The organism is Rheinheimera sp. WS51, from assembly GCF_050936095.1.
Classification (GTDB): Bacteria; Pseudomonadota; Gammaproteobacteria; order Enterobacterales; family Alteromonadaceae; genus Alishewanella.
Genome location: NZ_JBOTRC010000001.1, coordinates 539,737 through 561,030, shown reverse-complemented (window position 1 = coordinate 561,030; position 21,294 = coordinate 539,737). Strand labels below are relative to the sequence as shown.

General features: G+C 40.9%; 18 protein-coding genes. 13 read left to right on the top strand and 5 right to left on the bottom strand.

What is annotated here, in order from left to right:
* Window positions 1-133: 133 nt before the first annotated feature.
* The 4 genes from hutC (at window position 134) to ACRCA4_RS02625 (ending at window position 6,262) form a co-directional block, all read left to right on the top strand.
* The gene (gene hutC / locus ACRCA4_RS02640; protein ID WP_313908548.1) at window positions 134-862 is read left to right on the top strand and encodes a histidine utilization repressor; all 729 of its coding nucleotides are present in this window, start codon (window positions 134-136) and stop codon (window positions 860-862) included.
* On the top strand, window positions 862-2,535 hold the full coding sequence (gene hutU / locus ACRCA4_RS02635) for a urocanate hydratase (protein WP_433183743.1): 1,674 nt from the start codon (window positions 862-864) through the stop codon (window positions 2,533-2,535). Before hutC ends, hutU begins: the two co-directional genes overlap by 1 nt.
* 18 nt (window positions 2,536-2,553) lie before the next feature.
* Window positions 2,554-4,089, top strand: a complete 1,536-nt coding sequence (gene hutH / locus ACRCA4_RS02630) for a histidine ammonia-lyase (protein WP_433183740.1) — start codon at window positions 2,554-2,556, stop codon at window positions 4,087-4,089.
* Between the two features lie 145 nt (window positions 4,090-4,234).
* Window positions 4,235-6,262 (top strand): methyl-accepting chemotaxis protein, encoded by a 2,028-nt coding sequence (locus ACRCA4_RS02625; protein WP_433183737.1) that lies wholly within the window; start codon window positions 4,235-4,237, stop codon window positions 6,260-6,262.
* A gap of 71 nt (window positions 6,263-6,333) precedes the next feature.
* On the opposite strand, the gene ACRCA4_RS02620 is transcribed toward ACRCA4_RS02625, so the two are convergent.
* Window positions 6,334-6,942 carry a restriction endonuclease gene (locus tag ACRCA4_RS02620; protein ID WP_433183734.1) on the bottom strand — a complete coding sequence of 203 codons (609 nt, stop codon included), beginning with the start codon at window positions 6,940-6,942 and terminating at the stop codon, window positions 6,334-6,336.
* 231 nt (window positions 6,943-7,173) lie between these two features.
* Here ACRCA4_RS02620 and rlmF point away from each other — a divergent pair, with 231 nt between their 5' ends.
* A complete protein-coding gene (rlmF, locus tag ACRCA4_RS02615; RefSeq protein ID WP_433183731.1) occupies window positions 7,174-8,070 on the top strand; it encodes a 23S rRNA (adenine(1618)-N(6))-methyltransferase RlmF in 897 nt (298 codons plus the stop codon).
* Here the strand turns inward: rlmF and ACRCA4_RS02610 are convergent.
* The 3 genes from ACRCA4_RS02610 to typA form a co-directional block, all read right to left on the bottom strand.
* Window positions 8,060-8,971: a YiiD C-terminal domain-containing protein gene (locus ACRCA4_RS02610; RefSeq protein ID WP_433183728.1), complete on the bottom strand. Its 912-nt coding sequence runs from the start codon at window positions 8,969-8,971 to the stop codon at window positions 8,060-8,062. The two genes, rlmF and ACRCA4_RS02610, sit on opposite strands and share 11 nt — an antisense overlap.
* 24 nt (window positions 8,972-8,995) lie before the next feature.
* Window positions 8,996-9,856, bottom strand: coding sequence for a virulence factor BrkB family protein (locus ACRCA4_RS02605; RefSeq protein ID WP_433183725.1), 861 nt, complete (start codon window positions 9,854-9,856; stop codon window positions 8,996-8,998).
* Between the two features lie 172 nt (window positions 9,857-10,028).
* Window positions 10,029-11,858, bottom strand: coding sequence for a translational GTPase TypA (gene typA, locus ACRCA4_RS02600; protein ID WP_433183722.1), 1,830 nt, complete (start codon window positions 11,856-11,858; stop codon window positions 10,029-10,031).
* A 363-nt stretch (window positions 11,859-12,221) separates the two neighbouring features.
* On the opposite strand from typA, the gene glnA reads away from it, so the two are divergent.
* The 4 genes from glnA to glnG all read left to right on the top strand — a co-directional run bounded on the left by glnA (window position 12,222) and on the right by glnG (window position 16,869).
* Window positions 12,222-13,631, top strand: a complete 1,410-nt coding sequence (gene glnA / locus ACRCA4_RS02595) for a glutamate--ammonia ligase (protein WP_433183719.1) — start codon at window positions 12,222-12,224, stop codon at window positions 13,629-13,631.
* Between the two features lie 124 nt (window positions 13,632-13,755).
* Window positions 13,756-14,274, top strand: a complete 519-nt coding sequence (locus ACRCA4_RS02590; protein WP_433183717.1) for a DUF4124 domain-containing protein — start codon at window positions 13,756-13,758, stop codon at window positions 14,272-14,274.
* Between the two features lie 99 nt (window positions 14,275-14,373).
* Window positions 14,374-15,435 carry a nitrogen regulation protein NR(II) gene (gene glnL, locus ACRCA4_RS02585; RefSeq protein ID WP_433183714.1) on the top strand — a complete coding sequence of 354 codons (1,062 nt, stop codon included), beginning with the start codon at window positions 14,374-14,376 and terminating at the stop codon, window positions 15,433-15,435.
* 3 nt (window positions 15,436-15,438) lie between these two features.
* The gene (glnG, locus tag ACRCA4_RS02580; RefSeq protein WP_433183712.1) at window positions 15,439-16,869 is read left to right on the top strand and encodes a nitrogen regulation protein NR(I); all 1,431 of its coding nucleotides are present in this window, start codon (window positions 15,439-15,441) and stop codon (window positions 16,867-16,869) included.
* A 103-nt stretch (window positions 16,870-16,972) separates the two neighbouring features.
* On the opposite strand, the gene ACRCA4_RS02575 is transcribed toward glnG, so the two are convergent.
* On the bottom strand, window positions 16,973-17,458 hold the full coding sequence (locus ACRCA4_RS02575; RefSeq protein WP_433183709.1) for a Spy/CpxP family protein refolding chaperone: 486 nt from the start codon (window positions 17,456-17,458) through the stop codon (window positions 16,973-16,975).
* A 154-nt stretch (window positions 17,459-17,612) separates the two neighbouring features.
* Here ACRCA4_RS02575 and ACRCA4_RS02570 point away from each other — a divergent pair, with 154 nt between their 5' ends.
* The 4 genes from ACRCA4_RS02570 to trmL are packed head-to-tail and all read left to right on the top strand — an operon-like array spanning window position 17,613 to window position 21,209.
* Window positions 17,613-18,305, top strand: a complete 693-nt coding sequence (locus ACRCA4_RS02570) for a response regulator (protein ID WP_433183706.1) — start codon at window positions 17,613-17,615, stop codon at window positions 18,303-18,305.
* Between the two features lie 21 nt (window positions 18,306-18,326).
* On the top strand, window positions 18,327-19,682 hold the full coding sequence (locus tag ACRCA4_RS02565; RefSeq protein ID WP_433183703.1) for an ATP-binding protein: 1,356 nt from the start codon (window positions 18,327-18,329) through the stop codon (window positions 19,680-19,682).
* Window positions 19,683-19,710: 28 nt separating this feature from the next.
* Window positions 19,711-20,724: an alpha/beta fold hydrolase gene (locus ACRCA4_RS02560; protein WP_433183700.1), complete on the top strand. Its 1,014-nt coding sequence runs from the start codon at window positions 19,711-19,713 to the stop codon at window positions 20,722-20,724.
* A 17-nt stretch (window positions 20,725-20,741) separates the two neighbouring features.
* The gene (trmL, locus tag ACRCA4_RS02555; RefSeq protein ID WP_433183697.1) at window positions 20,742-21,209 is read left to right on the top strand and encodes a tRNA (uridine(34)/cytosine(34)/5-carboxymethylaminomethyluridine(34)-2'-O)-methyltransferase TrmL; all 468 of its coding nucleotides are present in this window, start codon (window positions 20,742-20,744) and stop codon (window positions 21,207-21,209) included.
* The last annotated feature ends 85 nt before the right edge of the window (window positions 21,210-21,294 follow it).

Below are 21,294 nucleotides of genomic sequence, written 5' to 3'. Positions count from 1 at the left end.
ATCACAATCTGCCATCAAGTTGTCAGCTTTATCATGTTATTTTAAACTAAATTACCGCTAACCACTTGTATATACAACCAAGATACTATATTTTTTGCCTTAGTCTTAATCATCTTTAGGTATTGGAACTTCAATGGCCGTTGCTAAATATGCTGAAATAAAAGAATACATGCTAGGTCAAATCGAAATTGGCGCTTGGCCTGAACATAGCCGTGTGCCATCAGAAAATGATTTAGCCGGCCAATTTAGCGTTAGCCGCATGACAGCAAGACGTGCCTTACAAGAGCTAACTGAGCAAGGCATTTTATATCGTACTCAAGGTGTGGGTAGTTTTGTAGCGGCTTTAAAATCGCAATCTTCTTTGTTAGAAATACGCAATATCGCAGACGAAATAAACGCCCGCGGCCATAGTTATCAAGCCAAATTAGTACAACTAACGGAATTACCCTGCCCTGCGGTTATTGCTGAAGCTTTAGGCTTAAAGCGCAATCAACCAGTGTATTTCTCCTTGATAGTGCATATTGAAAATCAACTGCCATTGCAACTTGAAGCGCGTTATGTCAGCCCCTTATTAGTGCCAGACTATGTGCAGCAAGATTTTAACAGCCAAACACCGCACCAGTATTTAAGCTTTATTGCCCCTTTAACCGAAGCTGAGCATACGGTTGAAGCCATCTGGCCAGATCACTTTACTTGCCAGCAATTACAACTGAAAAAAGCTGAACCCTGTTTACGTTTAACTCGGCGCACCTTTAGCCGAGAAGGCGCTGTGAGTTTAGCGTATTTAACTTCACCAGGTAGCCGCTATCGTTTAGGCGGTCACCTTAATTTTTCACTCCCGACCAGTAGAGAGAATATCTAATGACTGATCCACGTATTGATAATAGCCGTGTTATCCGTGCCGACCGTGGCACGAGTATCAGCACAAAAAGTTGGCAAACAGAAGCTGCTAAACGGATGTTAATGAATAACCTCGATCCTGAAGTGGCAGAGCACCCGCAATCTTTAGTTGTTTATGGTGGCATTGGCCGCGCCGCACGTGACTGGCAATGCTTTGATAAAATTGTTGAAGTGCTGGAGCGCTTAGAAGATAACCAAACTTTATTAGTGCAAAGTGGTAAGCCTGTTGGTGTTTTTCCTACTCATCCAGATGCACCAAGAGTATTAATTGCTAACTCTAACTTAGTGCCAGCTTGGGCCAACTGGGAACATTTTAATGAGCTGGATAAAAAAGGCCTAATGATGTACGGCCAAATGACCGCCGGCTCTTGGATCTATATTGGTACCCAAGGCATAGTACAAGGCACCTATGAAACCTTTGTTGCAATTGCTAAACAGCACTTTAACGGTGATCCTAGCAATAAATGGATCCTAACCGGTGGCTTAGGTGGCATGGGTGGCGCTCAACCGTTAGCCGCAACCATGGCGGGCTTCCATATGTTAGCTTGTGACGTCGATGAAAGCCGGATCGATTTTCGTTTAAAAACCGGTTATGTCGATAAAAAAGCCCAGAGCCTAGATGAAGCCTTAGCCATGCTTGAACAAGCTAAAGCAGATGGCAAACCTATTTCTATCGGTTTATTAGCCAATGCCGCTGATGTATTTGCTGAATTAGTAGCACGTAACATTACACCAGATGTGGTTACCGACCAAACCTCGGCCCATGATCCGCTTAATGGCTACTTGCCACAAGGTTGGACTATGCAACAGGCGCAAGAGCAACGTAAAGTCGCACCAGATGAAGTCGTTACAGCTGCTAAAAACTCCATGGCGGTGCAAGTAAAAGCCATTTTAACTATGCAAACGCGCGGTGCTGTGGCAACAGACTATGGCAATAATATTCGCCAAATGGCCCAAGATATGGGCGTAGAAAATGCCTTTGACTTCCCAGGTTTTGTGCCTGCTTATATTCGTCCTTTATTCTGCCAAGGCATAGGGCCTTTCCGTTGGGTGGCGTTATCGGGTGATCCTGAGGACATCTATAAAACGGATGCCAAGGTGAAAGAATTGCTCCCTGATGATCCGCATTTACATAACTGGCTTGATATGGCGCGCGAGCGGATCCAATTCCAAGGCTTACCAGCGCGTATCTGCTGGATTGGCTTAAAAGATCGGGCCCGTATCGCTAAAGCCTTTAACGACATGGTGAAAAGTGGTGAATTATCTGCCCCTATTGTCATCGGTCGAGACCACTTAGACTCAGGCTCTGTTGCCAGCCCAAATAGAGAAACAGAAGCCATGTTAGATGGTTCAGATGCCGTATCTGACTGGCCATTATTAAATGCCTTATTAAATACCGCAGGCGGCGCGACTTGGGTGTCGTTGCATCACGGTGGTGGTGTTGGTATGGGCTACAGCCAACATAGCGGCGTAGTTATTGTTGCCGACGGTACTGATGCAGCAGAGGCTCGCTTAGGCCGTGTATTATGGAATGACCCAGGTACAGGGGTTATGCGCCATGCTGATGCCGGCTACGACATCGCTAAAGACTGCGCTAAACAACAAAATTTAGACCTACCAATGATTAATGGTTAAAGGTAACGGAGACATAGAATGAGCTTTTCATTAAATTTAGCACCAGGCAAGCTTAGCTTGGCCCAATTACGCCAAGTACAACAACAAGCCGTGCAATTAAGTTTAGACTCTTCAGCGATTGCAGGTATTGAAAAATCAGCCGCCTGCGTTGCCAAGGTGCTTAAAGAAAACCGCGTGGTTTATGGCATTAATACCGGCTTTGGTTTATTAGCCAACACCCGCATTAAAACCGAAGAGTTAGAGCTATTACAACGCTCAATCGTATTATCTCATGCCGCAGGCTATGGCGACTTAATGGACGATAGCACGGTGCGTTTAATGCTAGTGTTAAAAATAAATTCATTAGCCCGCGGCTTTTCAGGCATTCGCCTAGAGGTTATAGAAGCTTTAATTAAACTGGTTAACGCCGAAGTCTACCCTTGTATTCCGAAAAAAGGTTCAGTGGGCGCTTCAGGCGACTTAGCCCCTTTAGCCCATTTAGTTTTACCTTTAATTGGTGAAGGCGAAGTTAGCTATAAAGGGCAAATTTATGATGCCCGTGAAGGCTTAAAATTTGCTAATTTAGAGCCGGTAACTCTAGCCGCCAAAGAAGGTTTAGCCTTATTAAATGGTACTCAAGCCTCAACTGCGTTTGCGTTAGAAGGCTTATTTAGAGCGGAAGATTTATTTGCCGCTGGATCTGTTATTGGCGCCATGAGCGTAGAAGCAGCTATGGGCAGTCGCTCGCCATTTGATGATCGTATTCATCAGGCCCGTGGCCAACAAGGTCAAATTGACTCTGCTGCTGTTTATCGCCATCTCTTGCAAGACAGCTCAGAAATTGGCCTGTCTCATACTAATTGCGAAAAAGTACAAGACCCGTACAGCTTACGCTGTCAGCCACAAGTTATGGGCGCTTGCTTAACTCAAATTCGCCATGCTGCATCAGTCTTAGAAGTTGAAGCCAATGGCGTAACCGATAACCCACTGGTGTTTGCTGACGATAATGACATTATCTCAGGCGGTAACTTCCACGCTGAGCCGGTTGCTATGGCGGCTGATAACTTAGCTTTAGTGATTGCTGAAATAGGTGCCTTATCAGAGCGTCGGATGGCGTTACTGATAGATGCGACCTTAAGTAAATTACCACCATTCTTAGTACCTAATGGCGGTGTTAATAGTGGCTTTATGATAGCCCAAGTCACAGCTGCAGCCTTAGCTTCAGAAAATAAGTCGCTAGCGCATCCAGCTTCTGTTGATAGCTTACCCACTTCGGCTAACCAAGAAGATCATGTTTCTATGGCCACCTTCGCAGCTCGCAGGCTAGCGGATATGGCTGAAAACACCTTAGGTGTATTAGCCGTTGAATACTTAGCTGCAGCTCAAGGTTTAGACTTTAGAGCACCTTTAAAAACAACACCTTTATTAGAGCAAGCTAAGCAAATTTTGCGTGAAAAGGTGAGTTTTTATCAGCAAGATCGCTATTTTGCACCAGACATAGATAACAGCGCAGAAGTACTGCGCCAACGACAATTAAATAGCTTATTGCCTGCTAAGGTATTATGTAGCTTTTAAGTTATTTACAGCCTAAAACGGTAGCGAAATAAGCTAGCTATCGTTTTAGGTAGTTTTCAAACTTCTCCTATTTTCCATCTAAGTATTTGTATCCTCAAGCACAAAGCTCTATTATCTTTAAGTAAGTTTATTTTGGAGCCTGTAAATGCCTAATCTGACAGTTGCCCATAAAGTTATCCTAGGTTTTAGCTTTATTATCTTATTGCTCTTATTCTCTAGTGGCTTCGCTTTAGTTAGTTTCTTCAATATTAACATTTCAAATCAACAAGTTAATCAGCTTGCGGTTCCAGTACAACAGCAAAGCAATACGAGCCAAATTCAATTATTAAAACTTGCCAAGCAATCTGCTTTAGGTTTTACCGCAGACACCTCTAATGAAATCACTCAATATCAACAGCTTTTTAATCAAGCCGAACTTGCTTTAGAAACACAGTTAGCCGGCCTAGGTAAGTTAACAGCGAATGACAGCCAGTTTATCGAACTTATTCAGCAGTTTAAGCAGCAATATACTGATTATAAAACAGCAGCCTTAGCCATGTTTAACGCTAAAGAAGCGGCTATTGATTACCAGCAACGCACTAATGAAGAATTTACCCAATTACAACAGCTAATAGATAATGCGGGTGCAAACTTAGTTGATATTTCTTATTTAGAGCTAGAAGATCAAGCGCTTGCCGAGTTGATATCCGGTAGTGCAAATATTATTGATGGCCAACTGCTTGGCTTAATGAATACCCTACAAGAAGTCACTACCGACACCGATGTAAGCAAAGCGGAAAAGAATGGACAAAATATCAACTTCTCACTCAGTGATATGCAGGTAAATATTAACTATTTAGCCAATTTACTCCAAGGGCAAGATAGCGGGAACTTATGGCCTGAATTTACTCAGCAAATGAGTCAGATCCGACAACGCTTACAAGCAGCTGATAATCTAGCGACTATGAAAGCCGAGCAACTTAAACAGCAAAGTCGCGCCCGTCAGCAATTTAGCATTGCTGAGCAGAAAGTCGAGCAATCAATAACTGCTTTAGATTCTTTGCTTACTGCCACTGAAGCTCAGTTAAGTCAACTACAACAGCAAATGACGAGCAGTGTTAGTAGCGGGTCTAATCTAACTTTAGGCTTAACCCTAATTTTAATTATTCTCGCCATTATCACTGCCTATTTTACAATCAATGTTATGTTAAGGCCTTTAGCCGGCATTAACAAAGTGCTAGGTGAAATAGCTAAGGGGGATTTAAGTCGTCAACTTAATGTCAGCCAAAAAGATGAATTTGGCGCCCTAGCTGCAAAAGTAAATAGTTTAACCCAAGCGTTAAGCCGTTTAATCATAACTATCCAACATAATGCCAACGAGCTTGATCAATTTACCAACTTGTCCAGCCAGGAAATAGGTGAAATTAATCTTTCATTACAACAACAGCAGCAACAAATTGCTTTAGTTAATGATGTAACTGTGCAGCTTGCAACAAGTACTCGCGAGATTGCAGATATTGCGGCTCAAACAGCAAACGCCATGAAGCAAGCCCAAGATCAAGGACAAGCAATTGATGGCATAGCCAGTCAAAACAATAACCTGATCCAAGGTTTAGCTGATCAATTAACGAATACCAGCAGTATAATGAGCAATGTTAATGAAGAGGTTAATAGCATCAATAGCATCCTCTCTACGATAAGAGATATTGCCGAACAAACCAACCTTTTAGCACTTAATGCGGCTATTGAGGCGGCAAGAGCTGGTGAACAGGGCCGAGGTTTTGCGGTCGTCGCCGATGAGGTGAGAACTCTCGCCAACCGTACCCAACAGGCAACGGCAGAAATTCGTCAGATGATTGAAAGCTTGCAACAACAAAGCCAACAAGCTGTTAGTGCAGTAGGTAAAGGTAAAGAAGATTCAGATAAATGTGTAGAGCAAATGACAACCCTAGTTAATTCATTAGCTGCGGTCAATCAAGCTATTTCGCAAACCCAGATACTTAATGAACAAGTTGCTTCAGCCACAGAGACACAACTCACTTTAGGTCAAGCTATAGATAGTAATATGCAACAAATGATTGAGTTATCAGCAGATAGCAGCGCAAAAGCGCAACGCAGTTTAACGCATAGTGATGATATGGCGAAGTTAGCCACGCAATTAAAGCAAGACACTAGTACTTTTAAAGTAAATTAACTAGCTGGTGTTTGTAGCAGTAGTGGCTAATAATTGAGCCTCGCAGCCAGTTAAGCCACTACAGCTCATTATTAAATAAGTGCGAATTGCTGTTTATTATATTGTTTATGCTGTTTTTTTATACTTTTTTGATCAATAAGCTGAATATTTGCTTCTTTAGCAAAAATCCATGCTTGGCCACTAAAACCGCTATAACTCACCACAACGCCCTCACGTATATCTTCAGCCAACATTTGCTGAAATAGCTGTCTAATGACCGAAATATCAACCCGTTGTGATCTGTGTTGAATATATACTAGCTTTTTAGCCTCGGCATTAACTGTAAGATAATGTTGGTTCTCATGCGCTGCAGCTTTAAGAACCCCCTCACTTTCTAAATAACCTAAAGCTGTAGCAATAAACTGCTGTTGCCTCTGCTTGATAGAAATTAAACTCGGCAGGCTAATCGTTAACATACTGTGGTGAGAGTCTAATTCTATAAAAACGATAATATTTAACACTAAGGTTAAAACAAACATAAATATAAAAATCCACAACATAAAGGTTGACCAAAATGCACTTAGCACCCAACCGCTATTACTAAGCAATAAAGAATGTTCAGCAAATAAAAGATAAATTACACCAGCCAAAAAGCCTAATACGGTACTAATTGAAGAGACGACTAACCATTTATTGATCATGATGAATACTTCAAAGAAGATAATGATAGGGTTATTTTCAAACAAAATAGTCTTTCTGTCTTAATAAACAGATGATAAATGCTTAATAAAGCAATTATCGAGTCAAGTTAAAGGCCCCATTGTGGTTAAACCTAGGGAATTATAATACCAGTCAACAAATCTGCAGTTTGCCACTCGCAGCCATTAAGTCATTCCATTACACTATAAACAAACTTACTATTGCGTCAGACTATGACTAATCAAGCAAACAAGTTACACCCTAAAAACCCGCACCAAGGGCGTTATGACATTAAGCAACTTTGTCAGCGTTATCCTGCTCTAACATCTTTTGTGGTGAGAAGTCCAACCGGCGCTGACACTATTGATTTTAGCAATCCTAAAGCTGTGCAAAGTTTAAATGCAGCCTTATTGGCTAGTTATTATCAAGTAGATTTCTGGCAGCTACCTGAAGGATATTTATGCCCGCCTATTCCAGGGCGAGCCGATTACTTACACTATGCCGCTGATTTAGTTTCAGAGTTACCTGCGGCTTGTCACCAAACTAAGTCTTCAATTAAGATGTTAGATATTGGCTGTGGTGCTAACTGCATTTATGCCATTTTGGCTAGTCGAAGCTTTGGTTGGCAGGTTATAGGTAGCGATATTGATGCTAAAGCATTACAAGTGGCGCAAACTATTATTAATGCCAATAAAAAGTTGCAGCAGAAAATCACGCTGCGCCAACAAAAACAAAGTCAGCATATTTTTCAGGGCATTATTCAACCTAATGAGTATTTTAGTTTAACCGTTTGTAACCCACCCTTTTATGGTTCAGCCAAAGAAGCCACTGCCGTTAATAAACAAAAGTGGCAAAAACTAGGTAAACCTAATCAAGGCCGGAACTTCAAAGGTAGCGCCAGCGAGCTTTGGTGTGAAGGCGGTGAACTTAGCTTTATTAGTAATATGATTGCAGAAAGTTATCTATTTTCTAAACAGGTAGGTTGGTTTACAACCCTAGTTTCCCAGCGCCAGCACCATAAGCCTTTATTAACTTTATTAGCTAAATATAACAAAGTGGTTATAAAGCAACAGAAAATGCAGCAAGGCCAAAAAACCAGTTTACTATTAGCTTGGCGTTTTACTGACTAGCCTTTTTAGGTAGCACCACATAACGGCCTTTAAATTCAGCTGCCACTTTATTATCAGATAACACTGCCACTGTTATGCTTTGTGATACTTTTTTACCGCTAGCTAAAGGGCTAAGATCACCAATACAGTGCTGTAATTGGCAACGAGTTGCAGGGTGTATCGATACCGGTGCAAAATAGCGAATGTTGCCTTCGGCTAAAACCATATCACCGCTTAAATTTTGAGCTTGTAGCTGTAAAAATAGCATGCCCCAGCCGGTTAAAGTGGCCAACGTGTAAATACTGCCTGCAAACATAGTTTGATGCAGATTTATATTGGGAGCTAAAGGAGCTTGGCAACTAAAGGTATTACCATCAAAACCATTAATACTTATTTGCATATACTGGCTCATAGGGATGGTCTGCTGCCAAGTTTGCCCTAGCTGTTGGCACCACTGGCCAAATACCTGCTTACTTGCTTCTAATTTTATTACCTTGGCCATTTTAGTATGAGCAATACCAAACAATGCTTCAGCCTCTTCTTTAGCTTGATAGCCTAAACCTTGATAAAAACCGATAGCAGACTCTCTGGCATTGAGGATAACACTTACACATTGCCATAAAACAGCTTGCTGCTCTAACCCTTGTAAAATACGCCGCCCTGCTCCTTTACCCCTATAAGCCTCAGCCACAGCCATATAGCGAATTTGCGCGGTTTTATCTTGGCACTGATGTATACGACCTACCGCAGCAATGTCACCAGCATCATTAATTAATAATAAATGATAAGCTTTAGCGTCTAAGCTATCTTGCTCAGAGCCCTGCGGTTGCTGCCAAGGTTGTCGTAATACTTGCCAACGTAACTGATAATATTGTTGCCATTCTTGGCTAGTTTGTGGCTCGCGTAATTGCCAATGCTTCATATTTAATTTTCCAGATAAAACAAGTTAGGCAGTCTCATCATTTTCTTGCTCTTGCTTATCGGCATCCAGCTGTTGCAATAACGCAGTTAACTCAGCGCCAAGTAATACAACAACCCAAGACAAATACACCCAAACAAACAAGATTGGCACTAAGGCTAAGGCACCATATATAGCTTGATACGACGGGAAATGACTTATATATAGTGCAAACCCGCGCTTAAAGAACTCAAATAAAACAGTTGCTAATAAGGCCCCCCAAATGGCGTGTTTCATTTTCACTTTGATATTAGGCACAACCAGATACAACAGAAAAAAGGCAATTAGCGAGAACAGATACGGTACTAAACCTAATAAATAGGTTGAAAAGCCTAAGGTGTAATTATCAGCGTACTTAGTTAAGGTAACTAAATAAGATGTTAGGGCAATAGAGCTACCCACTAAAATGGGACCCAAGGTTAAAATCATCCAATAAATTGAAAATGAAATAATAAGCCGTGGTCGCTTAGTGATCCGCCAAATTTTATTTAAACTTTTATCAATATTGTGGATCAACATCAAAGCAACAACCACTAATGCAGCAATACCAAAGGCTGTCATCTTTGCTGTATTACTTATAAATTGGGTAATGTAGCCTTGAATTTCATCACCTCGTGAGGGGATCACATTCGCGTACATAAAAGCTTCAATTTCAGTACGTAGATCAGAAAACATAGGAAAAGCGCCAAGCATTGAGAAGATCACCGCAATTAATGGCACTAATGATAATAAAGAAATATAAGCTAAATAACCGCTGATAACCGTAATTTGGTCATGCACACAGCGCTGTATATAAAGCTGAATAAAACGAATACTATTAGCTTTTATTTGTACTAATTGCTGCCGCATCCTTACCCCCCCACTGAAAATAATCTTTATATAGAATACATGAAAGCTATAAATACAACCAGTTAACATCTTTATTTTGCTTTAGTGATCCTCTAGTTTCTAAATTCACTTAAGCTTTTAAGAAGCAATAAAAAAGCCAGCTTTTAGCTGGCTTTTTCTATCTAGTTAACGATTAACCGCGGCTAGCACGTTTACGTTCGTTTTCAGTTAAGTGACGCTTACGAATACGAATAGATTTAGGCGTAACTTCTACTAATTCATCATCATCGATAAATTCTAGCGCTTGCTCTAAAGTAAAGCGCACTGGTGGTACTAAGTTGATTGCCTCATCAGTACCAGAAGAACGGACGTTTGTTAATTGCTTACCTTTTAAACAGTTCACAGTTAAATCGTTGCTACGGCTATGAATACCAATAATTTGGCCTTCATATACTTCTTCAGCATGACCGATAAACATACGACCACGTTCTTGTAATGAGAAAATAGCATAACCTGCTGCTTTACCCATTGCATTAGAGATCATAACACCGTTCATACGCTGACCAATGTTACCGCCTTTGAAGTCACCGTAGTGATCAAAGCTATGGTACATTAAGCCAGTGCCTGAAGTGATGGTCATAAAGTCTGTTCTAAAACCAATTAAACCACGGCTAGGCATCATAAAGTCTAAACGAATACGGCCTTTACCATCTGGCTGCATATTGGTTAATTCAGCCTTACGCTCACCCATTTTCTCCATGATAGAACCTTGATGCTGCTCTTCACAGTCAATGGTAACGTTTTCCATTGGTTCCATTTTCTGGCCATCAACTTCTTTCATAATAACTTCTGGACGAGATACTGCTAACTCGTAACCTTCACGACGCATGCTTTCAATTAACACACCTAAGTGCAATTCACCACGGCCTGAAACACGGAACTTATCACCGTCGTCAGTTTCTTGAACGCGCAGAGCAACGTTGTGTTTTAGCTCCGCATTTAGGCGGTCTAAAATTTGACGAGAGGTAACAAACTTACCTTCTTTACCGGCAAATGGTGAGGTATTAACTTGGAACGTCATCGTTACGGTAGGCTCATCGATCGTCAGTGGCGGTAACGCTTCAAGTTTGGTGGTCGAACAAATTGTGTCAGAAATTTTAAGCTCACCTAAACCAGTGAAAGCAACAATATCACCGGCTGTTGCTTCATCGGTTTCAACACGTTCTAGACCTAAATAACCAAATACTTGGCCTACTTTTGCATTGCGCTTACTACCATCAGCACCAAGTACAGTCACTTGTTGGTTTGGTTTTAAACTACCACGCTTAATACGGCCAATACCGATAATGCCTAAATAGCTAGAGTAATCTAACTGAGAAACTTGGATTTGTGTTTCACCGTTTAACTCTACAGCTGGTGGTGCTACGTGTTTAACAATGGCCGAGAATAAGTCGTCAATGTTTTCTTTTTTATCATTGTAATCTAAGGTTGCCCAACCATTTAACGCAGACGCATAAACGATAGGGAAATCTAATTGCTCATCAGTTGCACCTAAGTTATCGAATAAATCGAATACTTGGTCAATAACCCAATCTGGACGTGCGCCAGGACGGTCTATCTTATTAACAACAACAATCGGCTTTAAACCGTGGGCAAAGGCTTTTTGGGTTACAAAGCGAGTTTGCGGCATAGGGCCATCAACAGCATCAACTAATAATAAAACAGAATCAGCCATTGATAATACACGCTCAACCTCACCACCGAAATCGGCGTGACCTGGGGTATCAAGAATGTTAATGTGATAACCATTCCAACGCACTGATGTATTTTTCGCTAATATAGTTATACCGCGTTCAGATTCCTGCGCATCGGAGTCCATAACTCGCTCTTTTAATTTAGCGCGAGCATCAAAAGTGCCTGATTGCTGTAATAATTTATCGACCAAAGTAGTTTTTCCGTGGTCAACGTGGGCAATAATGGCGATATTGCGCAGTTTGTCTAAGTTTGTTGCGGTAACACTCATGTAAACATATCCTCTGTGGCACTAGATGACCATAATGACCACTAGGCAATAATTAACTTTACGTTAAGGGCGCATATTCTACTCTGTTTTTACCTAGAAAGAAAAACTGCATATTAATATTTCTGCATTTTTTTTATTTTATGCTTTATGGTTATAGGCTTAGTGGGGTTCAACCTTGCACCAAAACACTAACAAGTTGCACCATTATAGTGCAGAGCATCTTATTAAAAATTGAGTTATAAATATTTATTTCAATAAATACATAAACTTAAATAATTGGCATATAATTAGCTACTATAGCAAAAGTGAAAACAGTAACAAGCGCAACCAAACGCAAAAAAATCAGATTAACTGGAGGAATGCATGTCTGCATCAACTGTAATGAGTTTAATAAAAGAGAATGAAGTGAAATTTATTGATTTACGCTTCACTGACACTAAAGGTAAAGAGCAGCACGTTACCATTCCAGTCAATCAAATAGATGAAGATTTTTTTGAAGATGGCAAAATGTTTGATGGCTCATCAATGACAGGCTGGAAAGGCATTAATGACTCAGACATGATTTTAATGCCAGATCCAAGCACCGCAGTTTTAGATCCCTTCTTTGAGGAAACTACACTTAATATCACTTGCGATGTTATTGAGCCAAGCACCATGCAAGGCTATGATCGCGATCCGCGGTCAATCGCTAAACGTGCTGAAGATTACCTACGTTCTACCGGCATTGCTGACACTATTTTATTTGGCCCAGAGCCAGAGTTTTTCATGTTTGATGATATTCGTTTTGAAACAACCATGGGTAGCTCCTTCTTTAAAATAAACTCAACAGAAGCAGCTTGGAACTCAGGCACGAGTTATGAAGGCGGTAATAAAGGCCATCGTCCAACAGTAAAAGGCGGTTATTTCCCACTACCTCCAGTAGACTCTAGCCATGATATTCGTAGTGCTATGTGTATGGTGCTAGAAGAGATGGGCCAAACAGTTGAAGCGCATCACCATGAAGTTGCTACAGCTGGCCAAAATGAAATTGCCACCAAGTTCAATAGCTTAACTAAAAAAGCCGATGAAACTCAGCAATTAAAATATGTTATTCAAAACGTCGCTCACTTATATGGTAAAACAGTGACCTTTATGCCAAAACCTTTAGTAGGTGATAATGGCTCGGGCATGCACTGTCATCAATCTTTAGCTAAAGACGGTGTCAATTTATTTGCTGGTGATAAATATGCTGGCTTATCAGAATTAGCCTTATATTATATCGGCGGTATTATTAAACATGCTAAAGCATTAAATGCTTTTACCAACCCTTCAACAAACTCGTACAAGCGTTTAGTCCCACACTATGAAGCACCTGTTATGTTAGCTTATTCTGCACGTAACCGCTCTGCATCAATCCGTATTCCTTTAGTGCCAAGTGCTAAAGCGCGCCGTATTGAGTGCCGGTTCCCAGATCCAACAGCTAACCCTTATTTAGCCTTCACTGCGCAATTAATGGCCGGCTTAGACGGTATTCAAAATAAAATTCATCCTGGTGATGCTATGGATAAAGATTTATATGATTTACCAGCAGAAGAAGCGGCTAATATTCCTCAAGTAGCTAAAAGCTTAGAAGAAGCATTAGACGAACTAGATAAAAACCGCGCTGTATTTACTAAAGGCGGCGTAATGACCGACTGTATGATTGATGCATATATAGAGATTAAACGTGCTGAAGCCATGCGAGTTGCTGTAGCCGTTCATCCATTAGAGTTTGAGTTATACTATAGCGTTTAAAGCTAAAAGTTATTGATAAAGCCCACTTTTTTAAGTGGGCTTTTTTTTAGTAGAATTTATTAACAATTCACGATAGAGTAATCAAACTATAAAAATAATAAAGCAATATAAGGACTGGCTAATAATGAATAAAAGTTTATTGCTATTAGTATTATGTATGTTGTTGCCAACCTTTGCTGATGCACAAGCCAAAAAAGTATTTGTCACTACTGATGAAAATGGTGTTTTGGTTTTTTCAGATAGCCCACAAATGGGCGCAGAAGAAGTCAACTTTTTAGCTCGGCCTAATGTTATGCCCGCAACTGATCCTACGCTTCCTAAAGCGAGACAACCAGCTTCAGAACAATATGAAATCAGCATTATGCAGCCAGAAGATCAAGCAACGGTTCGAGACAATACCGGCTCTGTCCATGTCTCAGGTCGCATAACACCATCATTTAAGCGCGGCTTAAGAGTTAAGCTACTCATTGATGGCCAAGCACAAGCCGAACCGCAAAATAGTACTATTTTTGTACTTAGAGATATTGAGCGGGGCGAACATAAACTAGAAATGCAGCTATTAGATGCAACAGGTAAAGTAATAGCAACAAGTCCAGTGAGTACTTTCTACTTACATCGAGCATCACGAATTAATCCAAACTAACCTCTTGCTAATGTCCTTTTAAGCAATAAGTTATTCGTGCAATTTTTTATTCTCTAGATTACACTGCGCAATGCACCAATATGGTGCAAAGGAGCAGCGGTGACTAATAGCTTAATTTCTACAGAAAAACTAATCAGTGCGCAAATGACAACGGCAGTCTTATTACTGGACATGCACTTGCTTGTTACGTTTTATAATCCGGCCACTAGTGCTTTATTAGGCTTAGGTGAAAAACGAATTTTACAGCAGCACTTTAGCCAGCTATTTCAGTATAACGAAGTTAACACTCAGCGTTTTAATCAAGCCATTTCTTCACAGAATAATTTTAATGTCACAGATGTTAAAGCCATTAGCTTAGACGGTCGGCATTTATTACTCGATATAACCGTGACTTACTGTGAAAATCCTGAGCAACACTTGTTGCTAGAAATCAGACAAATTGATCAGCAAAGAAAAATAAGTTTAGAGAGTTTACAGCAACATCAGCATTTGGCAGCCCGAGAGCTTATTCGTGGTTTAGCCCACGAAATAAAAAATCCACTTGGCGGTTTACGTGGTGCAGCGCAATTGCTGGAAATGTCATTAACTGACGAGCTAACCGAATACACCCAGCTAATTATTGCTCAAGCCGACCGATTAACAAACTTAGTTGACCGATTGCTTGGCCCTTATCGGCCAGCAAAGCTGCAAAAAAATAATCTACATCAAATGATAGAGCAAGTTAGACAACTCGCCTTAATGGACAACCCCCATAAAGTCCAGTTTAGCTTAGATTACGATCCCAGCATTCCTGACTTTGCTTTTGATACCGAACTATTACAACAGGCCTTACTTAATATCGTCCGTAACGCTCAGCAAGTACTCACTCAAGGCGGAGATATCTGCTTGCAAACCCGTGTTTTATTTCAACACACCTTACACGGAAAGCGTTATAAGTTGGTTGCCGCTATTAAAGTTATTGATAATGGCCCAGGGATTGCCGAAGCGGTTAAAGACACCCTATTTTATCCTATGGTAACCACCCAGCCGCAAGGAAATGGCTTAGGCTTATCTATTGCCCAAACGCTTTTGCATCAACATGGCGGTTGGATAGATTGCGATAGCTGGCCTGGTCATACCGAGTTTTGCCTGTATTTACCCATAGTAGACAGTGAGAATTAACCCATGGCGCAAAGTGTTTGGATAGTTGACGATGATAACTCTATTCGCTGGGTATTAGAAAAAGCCCTCGCTCGAGCAAATATTGCAACTGAAAGCTTCGCATCTGCTGACTTAATGTTGCAACGACTTACTTATCAGCAACCTAGCGTCGTCATTTCTGATATTCGTATGCCAGGTAGTAGCGGCATACAGTTATTAAATCAACTACAACAACAACTGCCCGACTTACCCGTCATCATTATGACCGCCCATTCTGATTTAGAAAGTGCTGTTAATGCCTTTAGCCGTGGCGCATTTGAATACTTACCCAAACCTTTTGATATTAACGAAGCCGTAGACTTAATTAGCCGAGCTTTAGAGCAAGCCGCCACTCACCCAAGCCAAGACGACCTAATTAATAACACCATATCGTCAGAGATTATTGGTGCAGCGCCTGCTATGCAAGAAGTGTTTCGCGCTATAGGCCGCTTAGCGCGCTCTAGTATTAGCGTTTTAATTAACGGCCAGTCAGGTACAGGTAAAGAGTTAGTTGCCAGAGCCTTGCATAAACATAGCCCGCGTAAAGCCCAACCTTTTATCGCCCTAAATATGGCCGCCATTCCCACTGATTTAATAGAGTCGGAACTGTTTGGCCATGAAAAAGGCGCCTTTACTGGTGCCAATACATTACGCAAAGGTCGTTTTGAGCAAGCCAATGGTGGTAGCTTATTTCTCGATGAAATTGGCGATATGCCATTGCATGTACAAACACGTTTACTAAGGGTATTAGCCGAAGGTCAGTTTTATCGCGTGGGTGGTCTTGAGCCTATAAGTGTAGATGTTCGAATTATTGCTGCAACCCACCAGAATTTAGAGCAGTTAGTAGCCTTAGGTCAATTTCGAGAAGATTTATTTCACCGCTTAAATGTGATCCGGATCCATTTACCTCCATTAAAAGAGCGCAAACAGGATATTGCGCAGTTAGCACAACATTTTTTACAACAAGCCGCTTTAGAACTAAAGGTAGAAAAGAAAAAACTCAACCCCGAAGTTGAACATTTGCTAAGTCAATTAGACTGGCCAGGTAATGTACGGCAACTAGAAAATACCTGTCGCTGGCTAACCGTCATGGCCAGCGGAAAAAATATAAATAAAACCGATTTACCTTCTGAATTACTAGACAGCGCAGTAAATCCCCCCTTACAAGCCCAAGCAACGAATAGTCCCCAACCAAGCGCCAGTACCAATTGGCAAGATTTATTTAGCCACTGGGTTACACAACAACTGGCTACTGGTAATGATAATCTTGCCCAAGATGCCCAATTAGCATTAGAAAAAGTATTAATTCAACAAGCGTTAGCCTTTAGCCAAGGCCATAAGCAAGATGCGGCCAAACGTTTAGGTTGGGGCCGCAATACCTTAACGAGAAAACTCAACCAGCTAGGCTTGAAGTAATTAAGCCAGCTAAGTATAAAATAACTTAGCTGGCAGGGTATTAACCTAAGTAGATTTTATTTATGCCGAATTAGTTAGCATTATTAAGTTTAGGCTGGGCTAATTAATGATGTTTCCTGCTACTTTTTAATGCTGCAAGATACTCTTTTTGCTCAGGCGTTAATAGCTGTAACACATCGTATTGCAGCTTTAAGCGCAATAATTGTTGCTGTTTCTGCTGCATTTGCTGTTGGTTAACTAGCTGCTCGGCTTGAGCCTGGTCAAAGTAATCGGCCTGCATTAACTGTTTAATAGCCGTTTGCATTTGTGTCCTTTGCGCTTTATTCGCTCGTTGACTTTTACTATCTGCTTTATATTGCTGCATTAATAGCTTAACCTGCTCATTCTGACTAGTTGATAAATCTAAAGAGCGTAAATGATGCATAAACATCGTCCGTTCTTTATGCTGTCTATGACGGGTATTATGTTGATTGTCATGACTTGATTCAGCCTTTTTGTTTTCTGATTTATCAACGTCTGCCATTGCCATGCTAGTTAAACTTAACCCGCTAGCCAGCAGTAGTGTTGTTACTAAACTTGTTAATTTCATTTTTAACTCCATTAGATAATATGTAGGTTAATTAGCGTGCACTCTCACAGCATAAAACATCGATTGCAAAGCAACGCAAGCAACAGGTAAAGACTCTGTAAAGGTGGATAAATCTTTAAGTAGATTAAGTACACTAAGATAAAAAGGAGGCGCCATGTCAGCCATACTGATGATCGACGATGATGTTGAGCTTTGTCAGTTAGTATCAGAGTATCTTGCACTTGATGAACTGCAGTTTCATGCCGAACATACCGGCCCTGCTGGGTTAGCTGAAGCTAATTCGGGCCAGTATCAGTTAATTTTATTAGATATTATGTTACCTGGCATGGATGGTTTAAGTGTTTTAAAAGCCTTGCGTCAAGGTGACAACTACTGTCCTGTGTTAATGCTAACCGCGCGTGGTGATGATATTGATCGCATCGTTGGGCTTGAATTAGGCGCAGATGATTATTTAGCTAAGCCTTTTAATCCCCGCGAATTAGTGGCTAGAATAAAAGCCATATTACGTCGCGCAGAATTAATGCAAGCCCCTTTACATACTAGTAGCCTGCTTGAAGTTAATGGCTTAACCCTTAACCGAAAAAACCGCCAAGCACAGTGCCAAAATCAAGATTTAAACTTAACCGTAACCGAGTTTCAACTATTAGAAATCTTAATGCAGCAACCGGGTATTGTTCACACTAAAGATGAATTAAGCCAAAAGGTGCTAGGCAAACGTTTGCAAATGTATGATCGTAGTTTAGATATGCATATTAGTAATATACGAAAAAAAATAAGCCAATATAGCGCTGAAGAAAAAATTAAAACCCTAAGAGGTTCAGGCTATTTATTGTTACCTAACAGCTAGTTTAATAACGAGAGCGTTATATTGAAATCATTAAATCCTTTTCATTATCTTGCTGGACGTATTTTTATTTGGTTTTGGCTGGTACTGCTAAGTGCGGTTATTACTGCAGTTTTATTATCTCGCAGCCTTAGTGAGCCTACCGAGATTAGACGATTATCACCAAATATAGCCGCTAAGATACAGCGACAAGTAACGCATTATCAACACCTAGCTAATAGCGAGAGCTTAATTAAAGCCTTAGATAAACAGCAGCCAAATCGCTGGTTAGTCGTTAACACTCAGACAAATAAAATTAGCTCTATTCCTGCTTTACCTAAAGATTTTGATCAAAACTGGTTAACAGAGTTATCTCAATTATCTAGACCGGGTTGGTTAAAGCATAAAAACCTTACTCTCGCAGGCCCCTTTATATTACAGCTTGGTGATGAGTCGCTGGCACTCTATCAAAAAAGGCAGCACCGTGTTCGCCCATGGTGGCATATTCACGATGCGCCACAGCATCTGGTGTTACTGTTTATGCTGGTTATTTCTATTGTTGCTAGTGTTATTTTAGCCATTTCAATATCAAAGCCCTTACGTGAATTATTACAACGCAATCTCGCATTTGCTAATGGTGAGCTCGATGTTAGGGTGCTTAATTTAATTAAACGCCAAGATGAGCTTGGTCAGTTAGGCCATAGCTTTAATACCATGGCCGAGCGTATTAGTGCTTTATTAACTAATCAGCAGCGTTTATTAAGAGATATCTCCCACGAGCTGCGCTCTCCTTTAGCGCGAGCACAACTAGCATTAGGCCTAACTGAGCGGCAACAAAACCTACAGCAAGTTCCCAGAATTAAACAAGAGCTCGATCGAATTGATACTATGTTAGATGAGCTACTTACTTACAGTAAACTCGATGCTGGCCAGTACCAGCTTCAAAAGCAGGCTTTTGATCTAACAGAGCTTGTTGCCGATATTATTGAAGTGAATCAAGTTGAAGCAGATGCTAAAAAGCAACAAATTGAATTTATTGCTAAAGAGCCTATTGAAGTTCATGCCGACAGCCAACTATTAGCTCGGGCTATTGAGAATGTGCTACGTAATGCTATCAAATATAGTCCTGAAGCAAGCACTATTAGCTGCAGTTTAACTACTGGTAATCACTTAGTAACCATTAGCATCTGTGATCAAGGTGATGGCATAGAGGCACACTTATTAGAGGCAATTTTCGAACCCTTTTATCGAGTGTCAGATAGCCGCACTAATAACACAGGGGGAACAGGTTTAGGTTTAGCAATAGTAGCTAAAGTTATACGCCAGCATGCTGGCACGGTAACAGCATCTAAAATATCTGATGCAGGGCTTTGTATCACAATGCAGATCCCAGTAAACTAGCGCCATTCTGTGACAAATGAGTGTACGCTTGAAACCGCATAGCCCTTTTCCCATTATTAAGCCTCTTAGCAAAGCGGCACTATTAACCGAGCAATGGCAAAAGCGCGTTCAGCCATTTTGGCACAAAATGCCAGAGGGTGAGCTAATAAGCCACGACGGTACCCGCTTATTTTATAAATACCATCACTCGCCACAAGCTCAGTGTGCGGTTGTTATCAGCGCTGGCAGAATGGAAATGGCATTAAAATATGCCGAACTAAGCTATGAATTAGTCCAAGCGGGATACAGTGTTTTTATTCTAGATCACCGTGGCCAAGGGTTATCTCAACGTTCGTTAGGCAATAAATTTAAAGGCGATATTATTGATTTTGATTTATATCAGCAAGATTTTAATCAATTTATGCTGCAAATTGTTCAGCCTCGCCAGCATAAGTATCATATTGCATTAGGCCACTCTATGGGCTGCGCCATCTTAGCGACTTATCTGGCTAAGCAGCCTAAGCATCCTTTTGTTGCAACCATTTTAGCGGCACCTATGTTCGGAATTTATACCAGTATAGTGCCTTATCCTGTTGCCCAGTTTGCGGTATTAGCTTGGTATAAAGTAAACCGCTGTTTTAGCACCACCCCTTGGTATGCACCTTTTCAAGGCGATTATCGACTAAAACCCTTTAAAAATAACCCACAAACCAGTAATCAAGAGCGTTACCTTTGGTTACAGCAGCAGTATCAGCAACAGCCTAAAAGTCAACTAGGTGGTGTGACACTGCGCTGGTTAGAGCAAGCGATTTATGCAATGGAAAATATTCATTTACAAGCGGCTAAGTGGTCAACGCCAGTTCTATTATTACAAGCAGCCGAAGATAAAGTGGTTGCTAATCGCTCGCAAGATAATTGGTATCAGGCCTTACCAAAAAACTTAAATAAACAAAAAGTCAGTATTCAAGGTGCTAAACACGAAATTTTTATGGAGCATGATGCCATTCGCGACAACGCTTTTAACGCCATTAATGACTTTTTACAACAAGTCCCCTTTAATTAAACGCATTGGAGCTTAGCATGTTACATATTGTTTTATTCGAACCTGAGATCCCACCTAATACCGGCAATATTATTCGCTTATGCGCCAATACCGGGTTTAAGCTGCATTTAATTGAACCCTTAGGCTTTGCTTGGGACGACAAACGAATTAAGCGTGCCGGTTTAGATTATCATGAGTTTGTTCATGTTCAGCGCCACCGTAATTTCGACCAGTTTATACAGCAGGTTCAGCCTAAGCGTTTATTTGCCTGTACTACTAAAGGGCAAACGAGACATAGCGATGCACAATATCAAGCCGATGACGCCTTAATTTTTGGCCCTGAAAGCCGTGGGCTACCCATGGATTTACTTGAGCGACTGCCTATGCAACATTGGCTAAAAATTCCAATGACGGCGAATAGCCGTTCAATGAATTTGTCTAATGCTGTTTCTGTTTTTGTTTATGAATCATGGCGTCAACTAGATTATGCAGGTGCAAAGATTTAGTATTTTAACACTGTTAAAATAAACCTTTAGGGTCTATATTAAGCATTGCTTTGATCGCTCACAAGGACGCTGACATCATGCTTAT